This is a genomic window from Streptomyces lomondensis (genome assembly GCF_014651035.1).
In the GTDB taxonomy this organism is placed as follows: domain Bacteria; phylum Actinomycetota; class Actinomycetes; order Streptomycetales; family Streptomycetaceae; genus Streptomyces; species Streptomyces lomondensis.
The window spans coordinates 778,652-802,362 of record NZ_BMWC01000002.1 but is presented as its reverse complement, the minus strand read 5'-3'; the positions used below and the strand labels follow the sequence as shown (position 1 = coordinate 802,362).

Sequence of the window (23,711 nt, the reverse complement as noted above, 5' to 3'; positions counted from 1 at the left end):
GTGGTCGCCATGGCCGCTTCCGCAACGCGGGCCACAGTCGTAGCGACGATATCCGTTCGAGGTCGGGGCGGGGCAGTGGGGAGGCGTTATGACGTTCCCGATGGCAACGTCGTACACGACTTCATGACGGCTCGTTCACAAGCGGGGGTTTGGCCCCACTGGCCACACCCGTAAGCTGCTGACGCAAGAGCGGACGATCACACAATGGGTCCGCAAACAGGGAGCCACGGGGGTTGGCCCTGCGGCGTTGTGAGAGGGAGCGGCTTCATGGCCAAGGACCTTGACATCACATATCAGGACATGCGGGAAGCTGCCAAGCATGTCGTGAAGGAGAAGGAAAAGCTCCAGGAGAAGCTCGAGGGCCTCCGCAAGTACATCAACAACCTCGTGCAGTCCGGCTACGTCACGAAGTCGTCGTCGAAGGCGTTCGACGAGAACTTCGACGAGTTCGTGCAGGGCACGAAGACCACGCTGGACGGCCTGGACGGCATGGGCGACTACCTGACCATGGCTGCGGACAAGTTCGAGCAGATCGACGAGGAGCTGGCGAAGCAGGCTCGGAGCAAGTGAGCTTCTGCTAGAAGATCCACGGCGGTGGGGCGGGCTCTGCGGTCCGCCCCACCGACGCGCGCCAGTACGCCTCGCAGCGGGGGGATCCGTGTCGGACCAGACTGCAGATATCGAACGCATCAAGGAAAGCGCCAAGTCTCTATCGAAGATCCACCGGGAGTTCGACAAGAACGCCAATCCTGCCGAAGGGCTGGGGGTGGCCGCCCTGGGCGACCAAGGACTGGTCGATGTCTTCGACGAGTTCGGTGACAACTGGAAGATCCATCGGGAACGACTCACGGAGGAGCTGGAGAACCTTTCGAAGCTGCTCTCCACGGCGGCGAAGTCGTACGAGGACATCGATCACCAACTTGCCGAGGCGCTGCGGAATGCAGGCAAGAAGAAGCCGAATTCCGGGGGAGGCGCCAAGTGACGCGTCCGCGAGCTGAAGAGTGGGCGGTGATCGGCGAGGCATCCGACCCGATTCCCGGGGATCCGGATGAAGTCGCAAAGCTGGGTCGAGAGCTCCGGAAAACCGCAGAGGCGATCAAGAAGCAAGCGGACGAGATCAAAGCGCTGGCGTCTGTTGATGAGTGGAAGAGTAAGACGGCAGAAGAATTTCGTAAGGATGCCGAAGAGGCTGAGGGGAAGCTGCGGAAGGCGTTCAAGCGTTACGATGCCGCTGCTGATGCCCTCGGGGAGAAGGTGATCGAGGGCGTCTGCTCCAGCCAGTACGCCTCGGAACTCCACCGCGCGCAGGCCATGGCCGACAAGGCGCTTCGTGATGCCCGGGACGCGCATGACGAGCACAACGCGAGCAGTACCGCGATCGACAAGCTTCCGAAGGCCACAGCCGACGACGATCCGGACCGCAAGAAACTGGAGAAGCGCCAGGACGCGGCGAGCTTGGCCTTGGAGCGGGCGAAGAAGGATCTCGAGGCGGCAAAGGACGTACGCGATGCTGCCGCAAAGAGGGCGCGTGACTCCATCCGGCACGCCATCGATCATGACGGTCTGAAGGACGGTGGCTGGGACAAGTTCAAGGACTGGGTCAACGACAATTCTGGCTGGATAGAGGATGTCCTCAAAGTTTCCGGTTGGGTCTCTACCATTTGTGGGACGCTGGCGCTCATGGTCGGGTGGATCCCAATTGTTGGGCAGGTCCTTGCCGGGGTTCTCGGCACCATCGCGCTTGCGGCTACCCTGGTCTCGCTCTTGGGGCACACCCTTTTGGCACTGGCTGGTAAAGGAAGCTGGTTCGATGTCGCCCTCGACGTCGTAGGAATTGCGACATTGGGTATCGGCCGGGGCGCGCTCGCTGGAGCCAAGGGGGCGTCTGAGGCAGCCAAGAGCGTGGGCCGATCGGCGAGGGCGAAAATGCTCAGGGACAGCATCACCGCGAAGCCCGACTCCGCGGCGTACAAAAAGGCCGTCAACGACGCATGGAAGCAGGCCAATCGAGAAAGCGGTGGTGCCCTGCGCGGCAAGGCCGGCGCCGAGGCGATCGCCAAGGCACCAAAGGGCTGGTTCCCCGGCGCCCAGCGGATGGCGGATGCCTTCAACCCCAAGCTGATCTGGAAGGAATCGGTGGACAGTTTCAAGGCCGTCAAGGACCTGAGCCTGAGCAACCTCCGGCAGCTTGGACGGGCCGATACCTGGTCGGGGGCCCGCCCAGGGTTGAATGATCCTGGTGTCACGAGCCTGCAAAGGAGCCTCGATCAAATGTCGGAAGGTCTGCGGGCCGACAGTGCGGTGAAGGCCGTCACCGACGTGTTCGAGACCCAGACCCGGATCTGGGCCGGCTCCACCGCTGTGGCGTCGACCACCGACTTGCTCGACAAGGGCGAGATCACTGGGAAGATCGGTGATCTTGTGGGGGTGCAAGGACTGGGCGACGGGGTTTGGTCGGCAACCGGGATCAAGGATGCCACCACAACGAGTAACGGATGATCAGGGCAAGCAATGGCTGAGCAACCTGGACTGAATGCGTCGCTACGGCAACCGGCCGAGCCGGTCGCGCGCCCCGCGGGTGCACTGCCCCACAATGCCCACGCCGTGCGGCGGGCCCGGCTCTACGCCGAAGGGCACACCCTGGTGGTTCGCGACGCTCGGTTCCGGGAGCGCCGGTATGAGGTCGGTGCCGATGGTATTTGCCGTGCGGTCTTCCACCCGCCTGGCAATCTCTGGGAGACCGTGCAGAAGCGTCCCGTGGAACGCTGGGGCGTCCTGGTCTTCAAGGGCGAGGGGGAGCGGGAGGTTCTGCGTGTACCGCTCGCAGCATGGTTGCCCGAGGCGGGGGTGGTCGGGGCCATGGACCTGGAGCCGTCGAAGTGCCTGAACCGGACTGGTCTCAGGGACCTTGTCGCCACTCTTGGAATACCGCTGGAGGAGGGCGCGCAGCCTGCCGGCGGCGTTGAAGCGCAGGGAAAAAGTCGTGGAATCCGACCGGACCGTGCTGTCCATGCCGACCTGCCTCGCTGGCACAGCTGGGCAAGAGGGCTCGGCATGTTCGGGTGGTTCGTCGCTGTCGTGACCGCTTTCTCCGCTGATCTGGTTTGGGCCATGCCAGTGGCTGCGTGTGCCCTTCTGCTGATTCCCGCATCAGATGGCGTCGTGCGCATCGCGGCGTGGTGGCGGAACAGAAGAAGCAACCTGTTCGCCGGAGCCCTGATGTTCAGGCCGTCCTCGGGAGCCGGAGCGACGCGGCGGTTCTTGCGAACGGCTTCCGTTCGGGTGCTGCCCTACGACGTGGTCCTCACCAACACGGTGGGGGAGGAACGCTGGCTCGGACGGGCCGGTGCGCACGGAGTGGCAAGGGTGGTGCGACTTGTCGCCTCCACGACGGGGGAGCCGCTCGCTGTCGAGTTCCGGGACCGCAATGGTGACGCACGGGCGCTGCTGCCCTGGAAGCACTGGTTCGAGGGACAGCAGGGACAAGATCGCTGGGCTGAGTTGAAGGCGGCATTGGCAGTTCCTGTTGCGGACGAGAAGCTCCGGATTGCCGAGAACGCCAGCGTCTGGTGGCAGGGGCACATGCTCGGTGCGGACGTCCGCAAGATGTCACCGATGGAAGCAGAGGAAGCCCGCAAGGAGACCGACTGGTACCGCTCTGTCATCGGCAGGAACGAACTCCTTGCGCTCCCGCTCTTCAGCGCTGTGCTGCTGGCCGGTCTCTTCAGCGACGAATTGCCGGCGTTTCTGGCGGGCTTGTTGTCCGCGCTGACCATCGCGGCGGCTCTGGTTCCCGCGGTGGCGAGTGCGCTTGTCAGCCGCTTCTCGTACGACAAGGTGATCGAGAAGGCAGAGGCCAACGTATGAGATCAGCCGACCACATCGGAGCCACCATGACCACGCCCGAAGGCAGTGGCAGAATCGCACCGCCGACTGATTACCGGCTGCTTCTGCCGGAGGGATGGTTCCGCGTGCGCATCGAACCGGAGCTCCGTGAGCGCTCGGTCGACGCACTGATCAACCGGCAGTTCGAGGGAGTCGACAACGCACCTCACCTCAAGCGGCAGTTGCGTGAAAGTCTCCTGGCGCAGGCAGCAGCAGCATTCCGGGACGGTGGCATCGAGCTGTACCTGAGCCTGCAGAAGGCCGGCGCCCTCACCATCCCGGCTTCTCTGCTCGTCACGCTCCTGCCGCCGCAGGGCGGAGGGCAGTCGACGGTGCAGGACATTGCTGCCCGCCTCTCCGCCGACCAAGAGCTGGAAGTGTCCGTGGTCGAACTCTCCTCGGGGCCTGCGGTGCGCACCCGCAGGTCGACAGGACAGCCTGAACGCCCGGCTCCACCAGGTCTGCCGGGTAGTCCTGAGGAGACTCTTCCCTCGGTCACGCTCGACTACCAACTGCCGGTCCCGAGAGCCGACGGATGTCTACTGCTGACCTTCTCCACTCCCCTGGTGCAGATAGCGGATGCGATGGTCCAGCTCTTCGACGCGGTGGCCGCGTCGTTGGCGTGGGTGGGCGGTGACGGCGGCCATGAGTGACATCAGTGCCTGCGGCATTGTCGTTCCGACCGACTGGGTACCGCTCCCGCTCGAGCCGGCGGACGACGTCAAGAGCTGGGCCAAGAGTACTGCTGCGGAGCTACGTGACCGCAGTAAGGCAGCGGGCTACGAACTGGACAAGCGGACCTTGAGGAAAGAGTTGCAGGCTCGGGCGGACGACAGTCGCAGCCGAGACCCTTTCTATGCGTTCGCCTTCTTCCCTGACGGATTCGACACCGCGCTGGCGATCCTGGAAGTCGATCTTATTCACCCCGATAAAACAGTCCCCAGGATCACGCTGGACTGGCTCGCCGAGACCTTCCGCGCTGACGACTTCGGCCCTCCACACATTACGCGTACGGATCTGCCGGTCGGCAAGGCCGTACGCATCCGTCAGGATTTCGCTGCTGACTCGGCTTCACGCAGTGGACCCGGCGTCCTGATGGAAACACTGACTTACGGGATCCTGCCGACCGGAGCCGAGAGCGCCGTCATGCTGTTGGTGTCGTGGACAGTGCCCGGTATTACGGAAGAAATGGAAATGGCGGCGGACAGCATCGCGCAGACTGTGACGGTTGACTTCTGAAGTCGTTCCTTATGGCCTTTCACTGACAGGAAATGGTGATGAACGACAAAGAGGTTGGCGTGTCAGTCGACGAGCACGTGTACCAGTTCGACTTCAAGTCGGGATGGCTCGACCTGACGCTGGAGAGCGTCGATTGGGTGGATGCCTGGGCCGTGGCCACCGTGCTAGCGACGACGCAGTTCGAGCCTTCCAGACTCACGGTGACGACACGCAAGCTGACCCGGGAACTCAGGCGCCTTGCGCTCGATCTGAACAGGGAGGAATCGAATCTTGCGGCTGCCCGATACACCCCCGAAGGTCAGGTAGTCGCGGATTTCAGACAGGACACCTACGGCGAAGAGGGAAAACCGAGGCCGTCGCCGGTCGAAGTAGTTCCGCTACTCCTGCAGTCCGTTGGGGCCGCCGTGGTCACAGAGCCGGATGTTCGGCACCTGAGCCTGGAAGTCGGTCCAACTGTTCGAGTCCGGGCCGATCTGAACAAGAAGGGACGCTTTGGCCTCGGCCGCAAGCGGGCGGCTGGCCTGATCAAGTACGCCATGTTCCCTCCCGGTCTCGGAGAGCTGAGTGTTGTCACGGTCAGGTTGTGGCAACCGAAGGAGGCTGACGAGGTTACTTGTTTGGCTGACGAGTTGGTGGCCACGGCGCGAATGGTGCCTGCGGATACCGAGGAGCATCGTAGGGGAGCATGATTCGGGCGGAGCACCGCTACCAGGAGAGCCAGCTTCGAGCAGCCCTCAAGGCAGGTCAAGCGCCCTCGTAGTCGTCCTCTGGTGACCCGTCAGCAACATCTTCCGCCGGGTCGACGAAGGACACCGTCTGCAGGACCGCCGACATCAAGCGGTAGATCTCGGCCCAGTGGTCCATCGAGGCGGTGTAAAGCGTGAAGATCGCTGTGTACGGCCCCGTCGGGAACGGCACATGGACCTGGATCTGCCCCGTGCGGAGCTTCGTTTCCTCGCCGGTCGCGGACAGCTCGGGGCTGAGGCTGTACTCGCGAACGGTGACGCAGGACACTGCTGGGCCACACGGCAGGTCGAGCCAGATGGCATCGTTGTACGGGTCGCCGGAGAGCGTTGCGAGGATGCCCTGGGCGACGACGTCGGTGTCCGCGCCGGCCTGGTCCGTGGGAGCGATGGCCACGGTGAGGGCGCATTGGGCCACGCCTTCCGCGGGTTCGTGTCGGAGTACGTGTCCCGCCGGGGCGTCAGGTTCCTCCACTGTGGAGAACAGGCCCATGGCCGCGTAGGAGACACCGGTGTCCCCCATGAGTTCGGCTATGGCCGCGTAGTAGGGGGCGGCAGGCTCCCAGATGCTTTCGTCGCCTCGGGAGTACAGCTCTCGTACGAAGTGCAGCGCGCGCTCGCTGCGTTCCTCCGGGGTGGCGGCCAGGGGAAGGGCGAAGAAGCCCTCGGGGGCGAGGAACCAGAGGGGAGGGAGGTTCCGACCAGCGGCACTGACGTGCTGAGCGGTCGTGGAGTCGGCGGCGGGGGTCATGTGAAGTGGTGCACCGTTCTGGTCGAGTGCAGAGCCTGGTCAGGTGAGGAAGTCCTCTTGGTGGTACTCCGTCAGGCTGAGTTCCGTGCCGTTCGCGTCCATCACAGTGTTCAGCCCGGAGTGGCCGAAGGACGCGTGAATGGTGCTCGGTGCCACAACCTCGATACGGAAACAGCCGCACGGGTTCCGTTTGACCAGAGGGGGTTGGGCATCCGGCGCTTGGGCTGCGGTGAATCTCTCGGCGGTATGGCGCTGTGCCGGGGCGAGTGATTCCAGTGGAATGAAGTCAGGGGGTTCGATCAGATAGCGAGTGAGCCTCTCCCGCTTGATGCTGCTCACCCTGCACCATGAGCCATCCGTGAATGCGATCTTCGCGTCGTTTCCGATCTTGAAGTCCCGCAGCTCGACCTTTTCGATGCTGGACCGAGGGGTCTCCCAGAGGAATTCGTCGCTGATGCGCTTTTCGTCCCCCTTCATGTAGGGGAAGCCCACGATCACGAGTCGGCGGTCGGTGATCACCGCGTGTGTGCGGTACTGGTCCTGAGGCGAGCGGGCGGGGTCCAGCTGCCAGGGCAGGGTACGGGCGATGGTGCCCGGGGCGGCCCACATGACGGGGAAGTCCTCGACCTCGTCGGCTCGGTCGTGAGAGGTGTTCGAGCCCTTGTCTGAACGGCCAGGGCCGACGCTGCCGCTTTGAGACGACAGGAGGCCCATGACGGCTACGCCTACCGCCATGGCGGCGCCCTTCACGGTGTTCCGTGCGGCGGTACCGCCGGCGGAGCGGGGCGTGTAAGCAGGGCCTTCGGGCCAACCGTCGAGTTCGTTCTGAATGTCCCTGCGCTCGGTGTCGCGAAACCATCGCATTCCTTTGACCGGCGTGGCTGCACCGGTGGCGAAAGTCAGCGGAGCACGGGCGATAAGGGTTTCTCCTGATTCGGGCAGCCAGACGCTCATATCCATACAGATCCTTTTTTGCGGTCACCTGGAGTGGATGGCGAGTCCTTGGGCTAGTCGCCCGTCACATGGCCGTAGATCTTGGGAGCAATTTTGAGGCCGGCGTCGAGGGCTATACCGCCTGCCCCGAAAGGATTGATGTTCACCCCCGGAATCAGGTTGGCTCCCTTGGAGCCGATCAACTGGCCTTGATGGTAGCCCGCGTAGGAGAGACCCCCCATACGGGACATCAATCCGCTGCTGCCATGTGCGACCTCGAAGACCTCGTCCGAGATGCCGCCGATCTTCACCAAGCCGGCCTTGCCGAACCCTCCCACAATGTCCGCGGATTCCTTTCCGAAGGACGTCAGGACGCGCGAACTGCCGATCTTGGTCGCGCTGAAGCCCTTGCCGAGTCTCTCAGCGGTCAGTGCGGCCTTGCCCGCGCCGACCACCTTGACTCCCTTGCCGAACATTCCGATGCCGGGCAGCAGCCCTACCGCGTCGAGTCCGAGCTGAGCCCAACTCACATCCGCACCAGCAGCCTTGGCTACTCCATGAGTGGCCAGGGTGAGGCCGGCGCCGATGAGTGCCGCGGTGCCGAAGATGGCTGCCAGGGGCGGGAACGGAAGCGTGACGATGGCCAGCATGCCGAGTACGGCGGTGATGTCGCCGAGCACGTCACCGATCGCCTTGATCAGGTCGGCGTGTTCCTTGAGCCAGTCGCCGGTGGCGTCCCAGGCGTCCGCGATGCCCTGGCCCAGCTTCTCCCAGAAGCCCGGCTCGTCGGGGGCGATGTCGGCGGCCTTGTCGAGTTCCTTGCTGATCTTCGCGGCGGCCTGCTTGTAGCGGTCCTCGAGGTCGTGGACTTTCTGGATGAGGCCGGTGACGTCGCCGGAGGCCTTGCCGTACTCCTCGGTCCCTTCCTTGGCCTTGGCCTTGGCGTCGAGTTTGTCCCCGGCCGCCTTTTCCAGCCGGTCCGTCTCGTCCTGGAAGTCCTGGAGCTCGTTGGCCCAGCGATGCAGTGCGCGCGAGGCCTTGTCGAAGGACTCGTGGCTCTTGCGGATGAGCGGGGTGACGTCCTGGCCTATGTACTCGGTGAAGGCGATCGCGGTCTTGCCCTTCCAGGCGCCGCATTCGATCCGCTCCAACTCGCGCACCGCCGTGCCCAGTTCGCCCGCCAGCTTGCCCAGCCGTTTGGCGAGTTCCCGGGTGTCCTCCACGCTTCCAGGGGTGGGGTCCCAGCCGATGTTGGGAAGAGGGGGACGCTGACCAGCCACGCTACTTGCCCTTCTTCTTGGCCTTGAGCGACTGGGCCAGCTCCAGGTCGAGGCCGTCGAACGTCTCGCCGATCTTGTTGATCATTTTCACGGCGCCGTGGGTGTGCTTGCCGAGCTGCTTGATGCCGTAGCCCCAGTCGTCGGCGAAGTCCTGGACGTCCTCGACGAGTTGGCTCTCGCCGACGGCCGAGGCGTCTGCGCCTCGAAGGCTGCGGCGGGCGTCCTCCATGCGGTCGCTGATGGAGGAGAAGGTCTTCTTCAGGTGCTCGAATATGGTGTCTTCGAGGCGCAGATCGCTCATCTGGGATTTCAGTCTCTTCGGTGGGCGGCGGCCTGCGGAGCGAACGGACCCCGCATGCGCGGGATCAGCGGCGGGCGACGCACGGCGGACGCGGCGGCGTGCGGAGTGGAAGGCGGCGCTTCAAGTGACTCCCCCGAGAAGCGAGAACGATCAGCCGGGAGCCCTGACGCTAGCTGCCGGGTTCCTCGGTTCGCCAGTGCGAACTCTGCTAAAGGCTTGGCAATTCCTGGCGTAGTGGTTGTTGTTGATGCGCGCGGGTGGTGTGGTGGTGTGCGCGCGTCGAGTGCGTCTCCCCAAAGGTAGACCTGGGCATCCGCTCGCCGAGGCGGGCGGTCGCGGTCGTGAAGAGGTCTTCACAAAGGTCACACGATCGCGGCGGCCCCTTGGGGGTTTGGGTCGGCGGCGGTCCCGCATGGGATCATCCTCGAGCACGCCGACCATCTACATCTGAGGACGGGCGCCATGTTGACCACGCGCCGGAGGGTGGCTACGGCCTGCCTCCTTGCTGCTGTCACCTTCTCTGGGGCTGGTTGCAGCAGCGATTCGGGCGACGGATCGAGTAGCGACGAGATCGCGGGAGCCGGTACGGGGGAGACGGGGGCGTCGACGCCGTCCGCCTCTGCCACGCCTGAGAAGGACGCGCCGACCTTCGACTTTCCGTCGGACGTCAAGGTGACCGTCGAGAACGACCCGACGGGGGATGCCACGAAGGACGCCCTCCTGCGCGATGTGGCGTACTCGGCTCAGGCCCGCCTGGAGGCCTTCGGCAAGGGAAGCGGCCAGACGGAGAACATGAACCGCTACTTTGCTGCGTCCGCCCTCACCTACTGGGCTGATCGGGTCGCGACGGTCAAGCAGGACGGGCTCACTGTCAGCGGCGACTACCGGTACTTCGGCTTCGAGGCCACGGACGTGGCGAACGGCAAGACCGCAGCGGTCCGCTACTGCGAGGACCAGAGCAAGGGGTACAGCAAGGAGATCAGCACCAACAAGGTGTTGCGCACCCAGCCGAGCGACAAGGACTTCATCCTGTACACGCTCCAGGCCGCGAAGGACGCGCGTGGTGACTGGCAGGTGCTGAAGCAGAGTTGGAAGAAGGGGGACGCGTCGTGCGTCCAGGGATAGGGGCACGGACTGCTCGTCCGGTTCTTCGTTCGGCCGCCGCGGCGGGACTGCTCGTGGCGCTGAGCCTCGGCTGTCCGGCGTACGCGGGCGATGTCCAGGTCGGCGGCGACGGCGGCACCACTGAGTCCGACCAGCCGGGTGCCGGTTCCGGCCCTGATGCCGGGGCCGAATCCGGCAACGGATCCATCGGTGCCCACATCCGTATCAGCCAGAGCGCTCCCGCCTCGAGCGGCTCCACTGCATCCGCCACCTCCTCGGACGCCAACTGGAAGCCGCCGGTGTGCTGGTACGAGCCGATGTACACGCCGGAGGAATACGAGAAGTTCATCAAGACCGCATATGCCGGGGCGGGGAAACCCGCCGCCGATTACGCCAAGAAGCGGGACGAGCAGGACTACCACAAGGGTGACGATGGGCTGTGGTGGCAGGTGCAGTTCCGTGACGACACCTACAGCGAGGCGTGCCCCGTCACGACGGACAACTGGGAGATCTGGGTTCCGCCTGCCGACCCGCAGCCGGACCCGAACAAGGTGACTCCCGAGATCCTCTCCGAACTCGCCTTCAACTCCACGAAGTTGCCCGCACCCCCTGTCGAGCTGAAGCCGCGCGCTGACCGGCTGCTCGTGAATCTCGGTACGCGGGTGGCGTTCAAGGGCGATCTCGATCGCGTGTGGACGACGGCGAGCCTCGACTACAAGGGCGTTCAGCTGGCCGCGACCACCGTCGCCACCCCTGTGGCGCTGAAGGTCGACGCCGGCACCTCCGACGCCGACCCGCAGAGCTGCACCTACGACCTGGTCAAGGGCAAGAACGGCTACACGGCCGACAGCGGGGACGCGGGCTGCAACGTCACCTACCTGCGCTCCTCCGGCAGCGGCACCTACCCCTTCAAGGCGTCCATCACCTGGAAGGTGACGTGGACCGACTCGGCCGACCCGGACGGGCCGCCGCGGCAGCCGGGGCTGCCGGACGGGCTGTCCACGTTCGAGCAGGACGTGACCGTCAAGGAGGCCCAGGCGGTGAACCGCTAGGGTCGCGCCTCGCGGAGTCCGCGAGGCGCTGTGCCGAGCAGAGTGTCCCGTCTCCGGCCCCGTCACCTGTTGACGGACTGGATCTCCTGGACGGTGACGTTCTGGGCGTTGCCGAAGGTGCCGTTGGGGAGCTGCGTCGGGTTGGGGTTGCCCGTGCCGGTCCACGTAATGTCCCAGGTGACGGTGGCCTGCAGCTTGAAGGTGCCGTCACCGGAGGAGCGGAGGTACCGGATGCCGCACGGCGGGGTCTGGTTGGCCTTGCCCTTGGCGTACGGCTCGCCGATCGAGCCGTCGTCGTTGATCGTGCACTCGCCGGAGGCGGGGTAGGTCTCGGCATCGGGCGTACCGGGCTCCAGTTTGAGCGAGACCGGCTTGGCGGTGGTGGTGGCCTGGATGTTGAGGCCGCCCACGTTGAGCGCGGCGGTGACGGAGACCTCCTTGAACCTGGCCTTGTCCAGCCAGGCCCACGTGGGGAGGTTGACCTTGGTGGTCGCCTCGGGGGCGAGGGTTACTTCGGTCGTCGGCAGTTGGATGCGGTTGTAGGCGAGTTCGGCGAGGACTTGCGGGGTGACCGCGTTCTCCACGGGCGGGGTGGCACCGTTCTCGACCCAGAAGGGTTGCTTGTCGCAAAGCTGGGCCTCGGGCTCCGTCCAGCGGTCTTCGTCGCGGACGGCCACCCACCAGTTGCCCTCGTCCTTCTTGTCGAGGTTGTAGTTCTTGTACTTTCCGTCCTTGTATTCGTTGCGGAACATACCGACGGCAGACTTGGCATAGCTGTGTTGGCCCGGAGCGTTGACCGTCTCGTCGTACATGTTCTCGACGTACTTGGAGAACTCCTCAGCGGAGCGCGGTTCGTACCAACATGCGGGCGGGGTCCAGTTGCCCACAGGGGTGACGTTGCCCTTGCCTTTACCGCCCGTGGTGGTGCTTGTGTACCTGATCATGGAGACGAGGTCGCTTCCGGACCTCATGCCGCTGGTGTCGACCTCAGCCTCGGACGCGCCAGGGCCCTTTGCCTCGGCGGCGCCTGAGGTCATTCCGAAAGCCACGACGAGAGCAATTGCTGTGGTTGTGCCACGGGTCAGGGCGCGCACGTCTTGTCCCCTCTCTTCGACAGCACCTCCGTGGTCTGCCAGACCCCCTTGCTGTTCTTCTTGAGCTGCGTGCTGTACGTGACGTACGGGCTCTCGTCGGACGGTGACTTGTCCACCGTTCCGGTCTTGCGGTTCTTGTTGTAGGCCTTACTTTCGTCGGCGCAGTAGACGACCGCGGCCGTGTCCCTGTCCGCGACCTTGACGTTCGGGTCGAAGTAGCGCGTAACGCCTGTCCACGTGAGGTCCTCGTCCAGCCAGGCCTGGACCCACTTCTGCGCGCTCACGAGCGCTTTGCCCTGGCGGTAGTACGCGAGGGTCGCAGAGTTCGTGTCGCCGCGGAGGATCGCATCGTCCACCGCGTTCACCGTCTGCGTTACATCGGACAGCACTGCATCCTTGGTCGGATCACCCGTCTTCCAGCCCTCGAACCTGTTCTCCACACCTTCGGGAAACGTGATCCTGGGCCTGTCGGCGGGACCGGATGCGCTGGCGCTTGGTGATGACGACGTCGCCGTGTCGCCGGAATCGGCGCCTGCGATCTTGTCGTTGCTCTTCGAGCTGTCGTCCCCGCTACCGCAGGCCGTCAACAGCAGTACGGCCGTCGTCGCCAACGCGGCAGCAGCGGACAATGGGCGGCGCTTCACAGTGGCTCCCCGTGAGACGGAAGTTCAGTCAAGAGCACTGACGGTATCGGTGAGTTTCCCCGTTTCGCCAGAGCGAACTTCCGCGAGAACGGGGGCAATCCGGGGTGTAAAGGGCTCTCGGGGGCTGGATGTGTCCTGATCGTGCCCAAGCAGGCGGTGGCTCCGGATACCGCAGTGTGCGCCGTCCGGGGCCATGAACTGAAGCGTCTCGATTCACTAGTGCGGTGTCCTGACTCGGTCAAGCGCACGCAGCGTCTGCCGATATGAAGGTGCGTCCATCGCCCAGAGTCTTGTCACCGCTGCCTCGTTGGCTGGTGCTGGGGCCTTGCCGTCGCCCGTCTGCTACTCGGGGTGAAAGGGGGATGCGGACCCAGCCGGGTGGCAGGTCGAGTTCGTAGCCGCGGGGAGCGGTCACCTCGACGGGAGGTGGCCGCGGGCATGCTTCTTGAGCTGTCGGTCGGCCACCAGGATCGTCAGGGAGGAGAGCACCGAAATCACGGCCAGCCGGCTGTAGCCGATGGCCACGATGATGTTCAAGAACAGGTACATGGCGGCAACGATCTTGATCGTCTGGGAGAAGTTGGAACCCATCCGCGGGTTGCGGATGAGTTCTCGGCTCCTGAGGAACAGGACCAGCATCAGTACAGGCGCAATCATCAACGGCCATGCCGCGTAATCTTTGGTGAGCCAGTCCATTCCTCCGTACTTGCTGCCGAGGTCCTGAAAGGCGAAACAGAGAATCGGTACCAGTGTGCACGCGGCAAGGAATTTCATGGCCCGCGATTCCTGTGAGCTTTCCGCCGGGATTGTCGCCACTATCTCCACTCCCTCGAGTTGGCGCTCGTACCCCGCTTGCCCGGATGCCGCTCGTACTGCCGTGAAGGGGCGGCTGACTTACGGCGTTGGGGTTTGGCCGAGCCTTCCGCGCTTTCTGTCTGCTTCTCGGCCCGTCACCTGTTGACGGACTGGATCTCCTGGACGGTGACGGCCTGGGCGTTGCCGAAGGTGCCGTTCGGCAGGTCGCCGCCCGCGCCGCCGGTGCCGGTCCAGGCGATGTCCCAGGTGATGGTGGCCTGGAGTTTGAAGGTGCCGTTGCCGGAGGAGCGGAGGTACTTGATTCCGCATGGCGGTGTCTCGTCGGCCTTGCCCTTGGCGTAGGGCTCGCCGATGGAGTCGTCGGCGTTGATGGTGCACTCTCCGGAGGCCGGGTAGGTCTCGGCGTCCTCGGTGCCCGGTTCCAGCTTGAGGGACACCGGCTTGGCGGTGGTGGTGGCCTGGATGTTGAAGCCGGGGACGTTGAGGGCCGCCGTCGCCTGGACCTCGTCGAAGACGGCCTTGTCGAGCCAGGCCCAGGTCGGCAGGTTCACCTTGGTGTTGGCCTCAGGGGCGAGGGTGACCTCGGTGTCGGGGAGCTCCATGTGCTGGTAGGCGAGAGCGGCGAGGATCTCCGGGGTGATGGCCTCTTCGTACTGGGGCGGCGGCGCCTCGCCGTTCTCGACCCAGAAGGGGAGGTCGTTACACGAGGTCCGCTTGAGAAGGTCCGGCTCATTAGGGTTCTCGACAGCGGCCCAGAACATTCCCTCGCCGTCCTTGTCGACGTTGTAGTCCTTGTAGCCGGGGGTGTCGGTCCAGCCGTACTCGTCCTCGTAGTGGCGCTGCATCTCGCTCAGGGCCGCGCCCGCGTGTCCGCCCATGCCGGGGGTGTTGAGCTGACTCTCGAGGTCCTTGGACATCTTCTTCTTGAAGTCCTTGGCGCCGAGGTAGGGGGCGTACCAGCAGGGCGGAGGCGTCCAGTTGACGTCGGAGGACGTCACGTTTCCGGTGCCGCCGCCCTTGGCGACGGATCCGGAGTACTGGATGCGGGCGGCGGCGTAGATGCCGGTGCCGTTGCCGCCGCCCGACTGTTCTGTGTTGGCACCCTGGGTATTGGCCGGCTCTTCTCCCGCGTAGGCCGGTTCCGCGAGGGCGAGTACGCCCATGGTCAGCCCCAGGGCAGCTGCACCTGTGCTGAGGGCTAGACGCAGTGATCTGTTCACTGGCACTTCGCCGCCTTGGCCTCGACGTACACCTTGGACGCCTGCCACAGACCATCTCCCGTGGGGAGCTTGACCATGATGATCTTGAAGTAGTCGAAGTCCGTGATGCTGGGGGCGCCCTTCAGGACCTTTCCGGTCTTGACCTCTTTGGAGTAGAACTTGCTCGAATCCACACAGAACGCAACCTCCACCGAGTTGCCGTTCGGTGCGGACCGGGTGGTGGCCTGGTAATGGCGCCGTGTGCCGTATGCCGTCCAGCCGCCTTCTAGCCGGGCTTCGATCTGCGTCTTCGCGTACCTCGTCCCATCGCCTGTCGAGTAGGCGACCAAGGAGGCATCCTTGGTCGTGCGTTTGTCGACGCCTCGATAGATGGCCCGGACGAAGTTCGCCGCGTCCTGCATCGCAGCCGCCTCGTTCTTGTCCTTCGGCTTGTTCCAGTCGAAGACCAGGTCCATGTCCTTCGGCAGGGACACGTCCACGCCGTCCGGCTTGTCCCCTGCCGGCACTCCTGAGGGTGATGCCGACTCCTTCGGCGTCTCCGCTCCCTGGTCGGCGCCGGCGATCTTGTCGTTGTCGCCGGACTTGTCATCCCCGCTGCCGCAGGCCGTCAACAGCAGTACTGCCGTTGTCGCCAACGCGGCAGCAACGGGCAATGGGCGGCGCTTCACAGTGGCTCCCCGTGAGAGACAGAAGTTCAGTGAGGGCACTGACGGTACCGGTGAGGTTTTCGGTTTCACCAGAGCGAACTTCCGAGTGGGCAAGGCCAAGCCGGGATCTTATAGGGCACTACCGCGGTGCCCACAGCGCCCCCTTCGGCAGCTCGATCTGCCGGTACCGCACCCACCGCCCCACCGTCTCCTCATAACGCCCCGCCACCACGAACAGCACGTATGGAGCCGGCAGGCCGATCAGGGCCACCGCCCAGCCGGGGAGCAGCCAGCCCAGTTGGGACACGCAGAGGCAGCAGGCCAGCACGGCCGTCGATGTGCGGGCGAAGGACCCCGCGTCGTCGGTCATCCTGCGGCGGCTGTCCGGCGAGTTCGTGAGCAGGGCGCCGACGCGCATGCCCAGGGCGGCGCCCGCCAGGAGGCCCCAGAGGATGCCGCCCGGCAGGAACATGGCCGGGTAGCCGTCCCGCGGGAAGGCGAAGTGATAACCGGACATCAGGCCCGTGACCAGGCCGATGAAAGTGCAGCAGAGCACCGTGACCGCGGTGAGGTGGTCGCGGATCCGCGCGCCCTCGCCTCCTGGCGTACGGAACACCCCGCCCGAGCCGACGGCGAACAGCGGCGTGCCGATCACCATCAGGATCGCCGCACCGAACAGGCCTCCGTTCTTGCCGGGAGCGTCCGGCCCGGGGAAGAACTCCCGCACCTGCCACGCCACCAGCGCCATCAGTGCGACGTACAGCCAGTACCCGGCGATCAGCGCCCAGCCCGCGCCGATCCGGGCGCGCCTGGCCAGCGCCGGGGGAGTGTGGAGCACTCCCGCGACGGGGAGGGCGATCAGGGCCCAGACGAAGATGAAGGCGTCGGAGGCGCGGTCCTCGGCCCGGACCCGTTCGAAGAGTTGGGGGGAGGGGGAGAGGCCGAAGCGTTCGGGAGTCGTCGTCAGGAGCAGGGCCAGGACCAGGGAAGCGACCCCCGCCGTCGTGCCCGCCGCGATGCGCGCCGCCTTGGCCCGACGTGGTGGTGTCTCCCGCGCCGACCCGCCCGTCACCGTGGTCGGAGTCACCCCGCCCCTCCCTCTCCCGCTGTCCCGCTCACCTGTGAAGCTTGCCGTTCCGGCCCTGCGGCCGGAGTTCCGAAACTACACTCGCGCCTCATGCGTAACTCCCTTAGCCCGCAAGCGAGTACGACGTCCGTTCCGTCCGGTCGGTACGAGCGGGGCTCGTGGAGAAGACGGCATGCGCAGGACCCGGGAGCCGGCACGTGGTCGGAGCCCGGGGGCGGTGTCGCCCCCTGACCAGCCCCGCATCCCCCCACACCCCACCCCGCCAGGCCAGAGCCCGCCACAAACAGTCCCGAGACCCCCGGGCCCACTGGCTGTTGCTCGCCCTCACCCTCCCCCTCGTCTTCGCCCTGCTGATCTTCGAGGGCTGGACCCAGCACGAGGTCGACGCCGCGAAGGCGCGGACGCCCTGTGTCTCGCCCGTGCCGGAGGCCGTCGCGAAGGGCGGGCCCGTGATCGGGATCAACCGGGACGGGATCCGGACCGGGTCCATGCCCGCCCGGACCGTGGCGCTCACCTTCGACGGGGGGCCCGACCCGGTGTGGACCCCGCGGCTGCTGGATCTGCTGCGCCGCAATCGGGCACGCGCGACCTTCTTCGTGCACGGGGCCCAGGCCGCGCGCCACCCGGAGCTGATCCGGCGCATCCGTGCCGAGGGGCATGAGATCGGGTCGAACACGTACACCGGGGCCGTGCTGGGCGAGTCGTCCGCGCCCCGCTTCCGGTCCGAGCTCGAACTGACCCAGAGCGCACTGGCCGGCGCCGCCGGAGTGCGTACCAATCTGCTGCGGATGCCGCGGACCACCACCCCCGACACCCTGTGCGGCCGCGAGTGGCAGGCGGCGCGGCGGGCCACCGGGTACGGATATGTGCTGGTCGCCGCCGACAGGGGGGCGCGCAGGCCCGCGCAGGGAATCGTCCGGCAGCTCAGCCAGACGGAGAGCGCCTATCTGGAGGCGCGGCGGCTGTTGAAGAGCAGGAGCGTCGATCGGTTCACCACCGTGTCCGAGGGGCTCGGGCTCGTTCCGTACAGCTCCCCGTCCGTGGTCGAACGGTGGCTGGGGGCAGGGCTGATCCAGGTCACGCGCCTCGGGCAGGCCTTCTCCACCGCGATGATCTGGGTCCTCGGCGTCGCCGGCGGGCTGGGCGTGCTGCGGCTGTTGCTGCTCGCGCTCTTCGCCCGGGCCCATGTGCGGCGGCTGGAGCGGTTCCGCACCGGGGCGCCCTGGATGCGGGAGACGTCCGGGCCGGTGACCGTGCTCGTCCCGGCGTACAACGAGGAGGCCGGGATCGGGTCGACCCTGCGGTCGCTGCTCGGCTCCACCCACCGGCAGCTCCAGGTCATCGTGATCGACGACGGGTCGAGCGACCGGACCGCCGACATCGCCGAGAACATGGGGGATCCGCGGGTCGAAGTCGTACGGCAGGCCAACTCCGGCAAGGCCGCCGCCCTCAACACCGGGCTCGCCCGGGCGCGGTACGACATCGTCGTGATGGTCGACGCCGACACCGTCTTCGAGCCCGATGCCATCGAGCGGATCGTTCAGCCGCTCGCGCACCCGGCTGTCGGGGCCGTCAGCGGTAACACCAAGGTCGGCAACCGGCGCAGTCTGCTGGCCCGTTGGCAGCACCTGGAGTACGTCTTCGGGTTCAACCTCGACCGGCGCATGTTCGAGGTGCTGGAGTGCATGCCGACCGTCCCGGGCGCCATCGGGGCCTTCCGGCGGGACGCGGTGATCGGCGTCGGCGGGGTCAGCGAGGACACCCTCGCCGAGGACACCGACCTGACGATGGCCCTGTGGCGGGCCGGCTGGCGGGTGCTGTACGAGGAGTCCGCCGTCGCCTGGACCGAAGTGCCCACCACGCTCCGGCAGTTGTGGCGGCAGCGGTACCGGTGGTGTTACGGCACGTTGCAGGCGATGTGGAAGCATCGCGGGGCGCTGGTCGGGACCGGCCCCGCCGGGCGGTTCGGGCGGCGGGGGCTGACGTATCTCGCGCTCTTCCAGGTCGCGCTGCCGCTGCTCGCGCCCGTCATCGACGTCTACGCCCTGTACGGGGTGCTGTTCCGCGACCCGCTGGAGTCGGCCGGCGTCTGGTTCGCCTTCCTCGGCGTGCAGATCGTCTGCTCCGGCTACGCGCTGAGACTCGACGGCGAGCCGGTCCGGGCCCTGTGGTCGATGCCGTTCCAGATCCTCGTCTACCGGCAGTTGATGTATCTCGTCGTCATCCAGTCGCTGGTCGCGCTGCTGTTCGGCAGCCGGCTGAGGTGGCAGCGGATGAAGCGCTCCGGGACGGCCGCTGAACAGATCGGCGGGCCCGTTCCGTATAGGAGCGTGCCCATGCCTTGACCCCCACTGAGCCAGCGGGAAGGGCCGATGAACGACTGGACCGACCCTCCGGGAGACCACCAGGCGGGGCAGGACCCGAGAGGCGTCCCGCCCCGGTCCCTCCTGGCACCACCGCCGTCGACCCGCACGGCGCCCCTGCCCGGCATGCCCTCGCCGGCCGCGCCCGGCCGCTACGACGGCAGCGTCCACGAGCGTGGGCGGCGGGGCGGCAGCAGGAACCCGCGGCGCCGCGCCGGCAAGGGCCGCCGGTTCCTGCGCGGCGCGGCCGTGCTGTCGTCCGTCCTGCTGCTCGCCGGTGCCAGTACGTACGTCTGGGCCGACACCCGGCTCAACCAGCAGGTCGACCTCGGCACGCTCTCCGGCCGGGTGCCGCGCGGCGAGGGCACCAACTACCTGGTCGTGGGCTCCGACAGCCGGGAGGGCCTGACCGAGCGGGAGAGGAAGGAGCTGAACACCGGCTCGGCCGAGGGCCGCCGCACCGACTCGGTGATCCTGCTGCACACCGGAGCGGGCGGCACCACGATGCTCAGCCTGCCGCGCGACTCCTGGGTGACCCTCCCGCCCTACGTCGACCCCGACACGGGCCGGAGCTACCGGGCCGCGCCGGACAAACTCAACGCGGCGTTCTCGCTGGGCGGTCCCGACCTGCTGGTGCGGACCGTGGAACGCAACACGGGCGTGCACATCGACCACTACGCGGAGATCGGCTTCGCCGGCTTCGTGGACGTGGTGGACGCCGTCGGCGGCGTGGACCTGTGCCTGGACAAGCCCGTGCGCGACAAGGACTCCGGCGCCGATCTGCCCGCGGGCTGCCAGACCCTCGACGGCGCCGAGGCGCTGGCCTTCGTACGGCAGCGCAAGCAGGAGGCGCAGGGGGACCTGGGCCGCACCCGCAACCAGCAGAAGTTCCTCGCCGCCCTCGCCCGCAAGGCGGCCACCCCGTCCACCCTCGCCGACCCCTCCAGGTCCTTCCCGACCCTGCGCGCCGGCCTCGACACGCTCATCGTGGACGAGGAGACGGAACTGCCCGACCTGATGTCGCTGTTCGAGGCCCTGCGCAAGGCCGCGTCCGGCGGGGGCCGGCAGCTCAACGTGCCGGTGGCCGACCCGGACCTGCGGACGTCCAAGGGCAGCGCGGTGAAGTGGGACGACCGGCGGGCCCGGGCCCTGTTCGCGGCCCTGCGGGAGGACCGGCCGCCCGGCTGATCAACGCGCCCTGCCGAGCCCTTCCGACGGCGGCATCAGCGAGCCGTACCCGGTCGCCGCCCAGACGCTCCGCCCGGCCGGGAGCTCGAAGTAGGGGACGGTACGGCCGTCCGCGGCCGTGTCGGTGAGCACCTCCGGGGCGCGGCGGTCCCGCAGCGCGTCCCCGCACTCCTGGCACACCGCCACATCCAGCCGGTCCCGGCGGCCGAGCGGGCGCCAGCCGGTGCGGCGGGCGGCGCGGCCGTGCAGGGGGTTGAAGAAGCAGAGGGGGAGGCCGGGGGTGTCTGCGAGGGCGTCGCGGCCCTCCAGCGCCAGAGCCAGCACGCCCGCCAGGTCCGGCAGGCCCCGGGCCTTGTCGAGGACCCGGCCGGCGGCGGCGTAGGCGTCGAGGGCGTGCTGGAGGCCGGGTGTCGTGGCGACGTCGGCGGCCTGGGTCGCCTCGCCCAGGGCCAGCACCTCCGCCTCCGCCCGGCGCCGCAGCTCCGCCTCGTCGGCCGCGCGGGCCGTCGCGAACACCAGCTGGGGAACGGCCGGATGGCGTGAGCGGGAACGGGCCAGGGCGCGGATCGCGAGTGCGGTCAGGGCCAGGGCGGATACGGCGATCAGCGGCCAGAGCCACCGGCCCGATCCGCCGGAACCGGACGTGGGAGCCTGTGCCTCGGGCGATGCCGGGCCGCCCGGGTCCTTCGTCGCCTCCTCGTACCGCTGCGTGCCCTTGCCCTCCGCCACCAGATCCACGGCCTTCGCCGTCAGGTCCGCCAGCCCCGCGTGCCGCATCTCGTCCAGGAAGCCGGCGGCGGCCACGGCGTCCCGGGCCTGGTGGGTGGGGGCGGGCCACTCGTAGCCCTGGAGGGAGTCCGGGAAGGCGCCGTCCGTCGTGATGAGGATGAGCTCGCGCTGCTCCGGGAGCCGGTCGCGGACCGTCTCCGCCAGCACGGCCGAGTCGCCGTCGAAGGCGTCGCCCTTGGTGAGCGGGGTGAGGACGACCTTGATGGGCAGGCCCGTGCGGCGGATCCGGTCCGCCAACTGCCGTTGCCGGGACGGCGGTACGGCATCGGCGTACGCCTCGTCGACGTAGACGGGCGAGGTGCGCAACGCCTCGGCGATGCGCTGCCCGGCGCTCGGGCCGTCGCCGTCCGCCGCCCGGGCGGTGGTCGTGCCGAGCGCCGCGAGCAGCAGCGCCGCGAGGGTGGCGAGCACGCGCCTGACGTCAGTGGACACCCGCGGTCTCCCTCACCCTGTCGATGAGCCGGGCGATGCCCTTGGGTACGGCGGCCAGCGGGCCGTCGGTCGCCTCGTAGTACGGCACGCGGCCGCCGCCGGACGAGGCCGGCAGCCTCATCAGCAGGGCCGGAACGCCGCGGGGATCGGCGATGGCCGTGTTGCGGCAGTACTCGCAGACGGGGAGCAGGCGCCGGCTGTTGCCCTCGGTGGCGACGCGGACGTGATGCAGGCTGACGCCGGGCCCGTGCAGAGGGTTGACGCCGCAGCACAGGTCGGCCTTCTCGCCGGCGAGCGCGGCACGGCCCGCTCGGGCGAGCGCGATGACGGCGACCAGGGTCGCGGGATCCAGCCCCGGTTTCCGGGCGCGGTCGGGGTCGCCGTCGACCAGGAGCAGTGCCGCGTCGAGGCAGTCCCCGGCGCGGGGGCTGCGCTCGCCGGACTGGGTGAACTCCCGTGCGAGGGCGCTGATCTCGGTGTACGCGGTACGCCGGAGGTAGGACGCCGACGGCTCCGTGGGTGCCGTGAGGGGCAGGAGGTGGGCCGGCACCGGTGCCGGCCGCCGCCGGCGCAGCACGAGCGCCGTCACTCCGGCCAGGACGGCGGACAGCAGGAGAGCCGCGAAGACGCCCACGGCCAGACCCGGCCAGAAGTCGGTCGCGAACAGCGGGGGAAGAGCGGTCTCCTCCGCGGAACTCGGCGCCGGGGCGGGTGTGAAGCCCTCGGTGGGGCGGTCCGTGCGCGGGGTCTCGTCGAGGAAGGTCATCAGCGCGTCGAGGCGCTCGCCGAGGAGGTGGTCGTCGGCGTCGTCCGCCCTGCTGTCGCCGAGCTCGATGGACTCCGGCAGGTCCAGGGCGAGGTGGTTGGCGTCCAGGCGCAGGCCGTGGTTGTAGACGTCGATCGTGCCGTCGCCCGGATCGGCGACGACGTACACCCCGTCCTCGCCCACCTTGGCCCGCACCGCCGCGGCGAACAGCTCCGCGTCGCCGGCCGCCTCGCTCTCGTGCGTCTGCGGCACGAGCGAGACGTACACCGGCCCGCCGCCGTCGGAGCGCCGGAAGTCCCGGATCCGGTCGTGCAGCCGGTCCAGTTGGCGCGCGTCGAGCACCCGCGGGCTCTCCGGGTCGGCGTAGACGGGGTCCTGCTTCAGGCCCGCCGCGACGCGTTCGACCCGGGCGGACAGCTCGGCGGGGGTGGGCGGCTCCGTCGCGCTCGACCTGGTCTGGTCGAAGACGGCGAGGGCGGTGAGGGCGACCGCGACGGCGGCGATCAGCGCGGCGGTGACCACGGCGACACCGGCGGGTATCCGGCGCCCGGCACGGGCGGTGGCGCTCTTGGCGGACCCGGAGTACCGGCGGCGGCGCAGACGCCGCACGTACGCCGCCGTCAGCAGGATCAGCAGGGGGACGCTGGTGAGCAGGACGCCCGTGAGGAACGACTGGTTGCGGCGGTCGGCCTGGCCGATGTACATCGCGGCGGGCTCGTCGCCCTCGTACTTCTCCCGAGCCGCCTCGGCGCGGGCCGAGGCCTTCTCGGGGCCCTGGGCGATGACGTCCGCGAACCGCTCGAAGCTCAGCAACGGGCCCGCGTCATACGGCAGTTCGTACAGCTGGGCCGTCCAGGCGTCGTCGGCCGGAGCGCGCACGCCGTAGGCCGCGGCGTCCGTCACCGAACTGTCGTCGACCAGCACGTACAACCCGTCCCGGCCCAGCCGGTCGTGCACCGCGCCGAGCAGCTCCTTGCCCTGCCTGACGCTTTCGAGCGGGAGGACCAGCACGTAGGTCGGCACGCCGGTCCTCTTCGCGAGCCGCGCGAAGTCGGGTGCCGTGGACCGCGGTACGGCGCGGGGGAGCTGGTCGCTGACGTAGACCGGGTTCTCCCGCAGCCGCTCGGCGAGGTAGGCGGCCTGGGTGGGAGCGGGGGCGTCCGCCGCCCGGGCCGGGGTGGCGGTTGCGAAGACCGCCGTCAGCGAGCAGAGGGCCAGAACCAGACGGAGCACGCGCAGCCACCCGCTGCTCCCTGCCGCTATAGGTCCTGCGTATGCCCCATTTGCCGTGACTGTTCTCACCGTTGAGCCCCCCCGCGGTCCGCTCGCTGTCCGCGCGGCACTCTACTCGGGGGTTCGCGAGTGCTATAGATCGCC

At 67.6% G+C, this 23,711-nt stretch carries 23 protein-coding genes; 11 read left to right on the top strand and 12 right to left on the bottom strand.

Annotated features, from left to right (window positions below; translation table 11 throughout):
* Positions 1 to 267 precede the first annotated feature (267 nt).
* From IE255_RS11115 to IE255_RS11085, 7 genes are all read left to right on the top strand, one after another.
* Positions 268 to 570: a WXG100 family type VII secretion target gene (locus tag IE255_RS11115; RefSeq protein ID WP_190049996.1), complete on the top strand. Its 303-nt coding sequence runs from the start codon at positions 268 to 270 to the stop codon at positions 568 to 570.
* A gap of 88 nt (positions 571 to 658) precedes the next feature.
* Positions 659 to 982: a DUF6317 family protein gene (locus IE255_RS11110; protein WP_190049995.1), complete on the top strand. Its 324-nt coding sequence runs from the start codon at positions 659 to 661 to the stop codon at positions 980 to 982.
* Positions 979 to 2,499 (top strand): putative T7SS-secreted protein, encoded by a 1,521-nt coding sequence (locus IE255_RS11105; protein WP_190049994.1) that lies wholly within the window; start codon positions 979 to 981, stop codon positions 2,497 to 2,499. The genes IE255_RS11110 and IE255_RS11105 overlap by 4 nt, the downstream gene beginning before the upstream one ends.
* A gap of 12 nt (positions 2,500 to 2,511) precedes the next feature.
* Positions 2,512 to 3,867: a hypothetical protein gene (locus tag IE255_RS11100; RefSeq protein ID WP_190049993.1), complete on the top strand. Its 1,356-nt coding sequence runs from the start codon at positions 2,512 to 2,514 to the stop codon at positions 3,865 to 3,867.
* Positions 3,868 to 3,893: 26 nt separating this feature from the next.
* Positions 3,894 to 4,538, top strand: coding sequence for a hypothetical protein (locus tag IE255_RS11095; protein WP_190049992.1), 645 nt, complete (start codon positions 3,894 to 3,896; stop codon positions 4,536 to 4,538).
* Positions 4,531 to 5,124, top strand: coding sequence for a hypothetical protein (locus tag IE255_RS11090; RefSeq protein WP_190049991.1), 594 nt, complete (start codon positions 4,531 to 4,533; stop codon positions 5,122 to 5,124). The genes IE255_RS11095 and IE255_RS11090 overlap by 8 nt, the downstream gene beginning before the upstream one ends.
* Positions 5,125 to 5,162: 38 nt before the next feature.
* Positions 5,163 to 5,813, top strand: a complete 651-nt coding sequence (locus tag IE255_RS11085) for a hypothetical protein (protein ID WP_190049990.1) — start codon at positions 5,163 to 5,165, stop codon at positions 5,811 to 5,813.
* A gap of 55 nt (positions 5,814 to 5,868) precedes the next feature.
* Here IE255_RS11085 and IE255_RS11080 read toward each other — a convergent pair whose 3' ends face one another.
* Genes IE255_RS11080 through IE255_RS11065 form a run of 4 tightly spaced genes read right to left on the bottom strand, consistent with a single transcriptional unit; the run spans position 5,869 to position 9,132 of the window.
* Positions 5,869 to 6,618 carry a hypothetical protein gene (locus IE255_RS11080; protein ID WP_190049989.1) on the bottom strand — a complete coding sequence of 250 codons (750 nt, stop codon included), beginning with the start codon at positions 6,616 to 6,618 and terminating at the stop codon, positions 5,869 to 5,871.
* Between the two features lie 39 nt (positions 6,619 to 6,657).
* Complete coding sequence (locus IE255_RS11075) at positions 6,658 to 7,572, bottom strand: hypothetical protein (protein WP_190049988.1); 915 nt, start codon at positions 7,570 to 7,572, stop codon at positions 6,658 to 6,660.
* 53 nt (positions 7,573 to 7,625) lie between these two features.
* Complete coding sequence (locus IE255_RS11070) at positions 7,626 to 8,831, bottom strand: WXG100 family type VII secretion target (RefSeq protein WP_190049987.1); 1,206 nt, start codon at positions 8,829 to 8,831, stop codon at positions 7,626 to 7,628.
* 1 nt (position 8,832) lies between these two features.
* On the bottom strand, positions 8,833 to 9,132 hold the full coding sequence (locus IE255_RS11065; RefSeq protein ID WP_190049986.1) for a hypothetical protein: 300 nt from the start codon (positions 9,130 to 9,132) through the stop codon (positions 8,833 to 8,835).
* A 672-nt stretch (positions 9,133 to 9,804) separates the two neighbouring features.
* On the opposite strand from IE255_RS11065, the gene IE255_RS11060 reads away from it, so the two are divergent.
* Together IE255_RS11060 and IE255_RS11055 are read left to right on the top strand one after the other, a co-directional pair.
* Entirely contained in the window at positions 9,805 to 10,257 is a 453-nt protein-coding gene (locus IE255_RS11060) for a hypothetical protein (RefSeq protein ID WP_190049985.1), read from the top strand.
* 53 nt (positions 10,258 to 10,310) lie between these two features.
* Positions 10,311 to 11,288 (top strand): hypothetical protein, encoded by a 978-nt coding sequence (locus tag IE255_RS11055; RefSeq protein ID WP_190049984.1) that lies wholly within the window; start codon positions 10,311 to 10,313, stop codon positions 11,286 to 11,288.
* A gap of 62 nt (positions 11,289 to 11,350) precedes the next feature.
* Here IE255_RS11055 and IE255_RS11050 read toward each other — a convergent pair whose 3' ends face one another.
* From IE255_RS11050 to IE255_RS11025, 6 genes are all read right to left on the bottom strand, one after another.
* A complete protein-coding gene (locus IE255_RS11050; RefSeq protein WP_372487607.1) occupies positions 11,351 to 12,325 on the bottom strand; it encodes a hypothetical protein in 975 nt (324 codons plus the stop codon).
* Between the two features lie 44 nt (positions 12,326 to 12,369).
* Positions 12,370 to 13,026 (bottom strand): hypothetical protein, encoded by a 657-nt coding sequence (locus IE255_RS11045; protein ID WP_190049982.1) that lies wholly within the window; start codon positions 13,024 to 13,026, stop codon positions 12,370 to 12,372.
* A gap of 411 nt (positions 13,027 to 13,437) precedes the next feature.
* Entirely contained in the window at positions 13,438 to 13,842 is a 405-nt protein-coding gene (locus IE255_RS11040; RefSeq protein WP_190049981.1) for a hypothetical protein, read from the bottom strand.
* 134 nt (positions 13,843 to 13,976) lie between these two features.
* Entirely contained in the window at positions 13,977 to 15,005 is a 1,029-nt protein-coding gene (locus IE255_RS11035; RefSeq protein ID WP_229906357.1) for a hypothetical protein, read from the bottom strand.
* A 53-nt stretch (positions 15,006 to 15,058) separates the two neighbouring features.
* On the bottom strand, positions 15,059 to 15,730 hold the full coding sequence (locus IE255_RS11030; RefSeq protein ID WP_190049979.1) for a hypothetical protein: 672 nt from the start codon (positions 15,728 to 15,730) through the stop codon (positions 15,059 to 15,061).
* 118 nt (positions 15,731 to 15,848) lie between these two features.
* The gene (locus IE255_RS11025; protein WP_190049978.1) at positions 15,849 to 16,796 is read right to left on the bottom strand and encodes a hypothetical protein; all 948 of its coding nucleotides are present in this window, start codon (positions 16,794 to 16,796) and stop codon (positions 15,849 to 15,851) included.
* 314 nt (positions 16,797 to 17,110) lie between these two features.
* On the opposite strand from IE255_RS11025, the gene IE255_RS11020 reads away from it, so the two are divergent.
* The gene (locus IE255_RS11020) at positions 17,111 to 19,141 is read left to right on the top strand and encodes a bifunctional polysaccharide deacetylase/glycosyltransferase family 2 protein (RefSeq protein WP_229906356.1); all 2,031 of its coding nucleotides are present in this window, start codon (positions 17,111 to 17,113) and stop codon (positions 19,139 to 19,141) included.
* 27 nt (positions 19,142 to 19,168) lie between these two features.
* A complete protein-coding gene (locus IE255_RS11015; protein ID WP_190049977.1) occupies positions 19,169 to 20,347 on the top strand; it encodes an LCP family protein in 1,179 nt (392 codons plus the stop codon).
* On the opposite strand, the gene IE255_RS11010 is transcribed toward IE255_RS11015, so the two are convergent.
* Positions 20,348 to 21,568 carry a hypothetical protein gene (locus IE255_RS11010; protein ID WP_190049976.1) on the bottom strand — a complete coding sequence of 407 codons (1,221 nt, stop codon included), beginning with the start codon at positions 21,566 to 21,568 and terminating at the stop codon, positions 20,348 to 20,350. It abuts the gene before it with no gap.
* Positions 21,558 to 23,567 carry a hypothetical protein gene (locus IE255_RS11005; protein WP_229906355.1) on the bottom strand — a complete coding sequence of 670 codons (2,010 nt, stop codon included), beginning with the start codon at positions 23,565 to 23,567 and terminating at the stop codon, positions 21,558 to 21,560. Before IE255_RS11005 ends, IE255_RS11010 begins: the two co-directional genes overlap by 11 nt.
* Positions 23,568 to 23,711 lie beyond the last annotated feature (144 nt).

What these genes read in the sequence shown, in the direction of transcription:
- IE255_RS11115 (WP_190049996.1), top strand. Translation starts at nt 268, where the DNA reads ATGGCCAAGGACCTTGACATCACATATCAGGACATGCGGGAAGCTGCC.
- IE255_RS11100 (WP_190049993.1), top strand. Translation starts at nt 2,512, where the DNA reads ATGGCTGAGCAACCTGGACTGAATGCGTCGCTACGGCAACCGGCCGAG.
- IE255_RS11095 (WP_190049992.1), top strand. Translation starts at nt 3,894, where the DNA reads ATGACCACGCCCGAAGGCAGTGGCAGAATCGCACCGCCGACTGATTAC.
- IE255_RS11090 (WP_190049991.1), top strand. Translation starts at nt 4,531, where the DNA reads ATGAGTGACATCAGTGCCTGCGGCATTGTCGTTCCGACCGACTGGGTA.
- IE255_RS11085 (WP_190049990.1), top strand. Translation starts at nt 5,163, where the DNA reads ATGAACGACAAAGAGGTTGGCGTGTCAGTCGACGAGCACGTGTACCAG.
- IE255_RS11080 (WP_190049989.1), bottom strand. Translation starts at nt 6,618, where the DNA reads ATGACCCCCGCCGCCGACTCCACGACCGCTCAGCACGTCAGTGCCGCT.
- IE255_RS11075 (WP_190049988.1), bottom strand. Translation starts at nt 7,572, where the DNA reads ATGAGCGTCTGGCTGCCCGAATCAGGAGAAACCCTTATCGCCCGTGCT.
- IE255_RS11065 (WP_190049986.1), bottom strand. Translation starts at nt 9,132, where the DNA reads ATGAGCGATCTGCGCCTCGAAGACACCATATTCGAGCACCTGAAGAAG.
- IE255_RS11050 (WP_372487607.1), bottom strand. Translation starts at nt 12,325, where the DNA reads ATGACCTCAGGCGCCGCCGAGGCAAAGGGCCCTGGCGCGTCCGAGGCT.
- IE255_RS11035 (WP_229906357.1), bottom strand. Translation starts at nt 15,005, where the DNA reads ATGGGCGTACTCGCCCTCGCGGAACCGGCCTACGCGGGAGAAGAGCCG.
- IE255_RS11015 (WP_190049977.1), top strand. Translation starts at nt 19,169, where the DNA reads ATGAACGACTGGACCGACCCTCCGGGAGACCACCAGGCGGGGCAGGAC.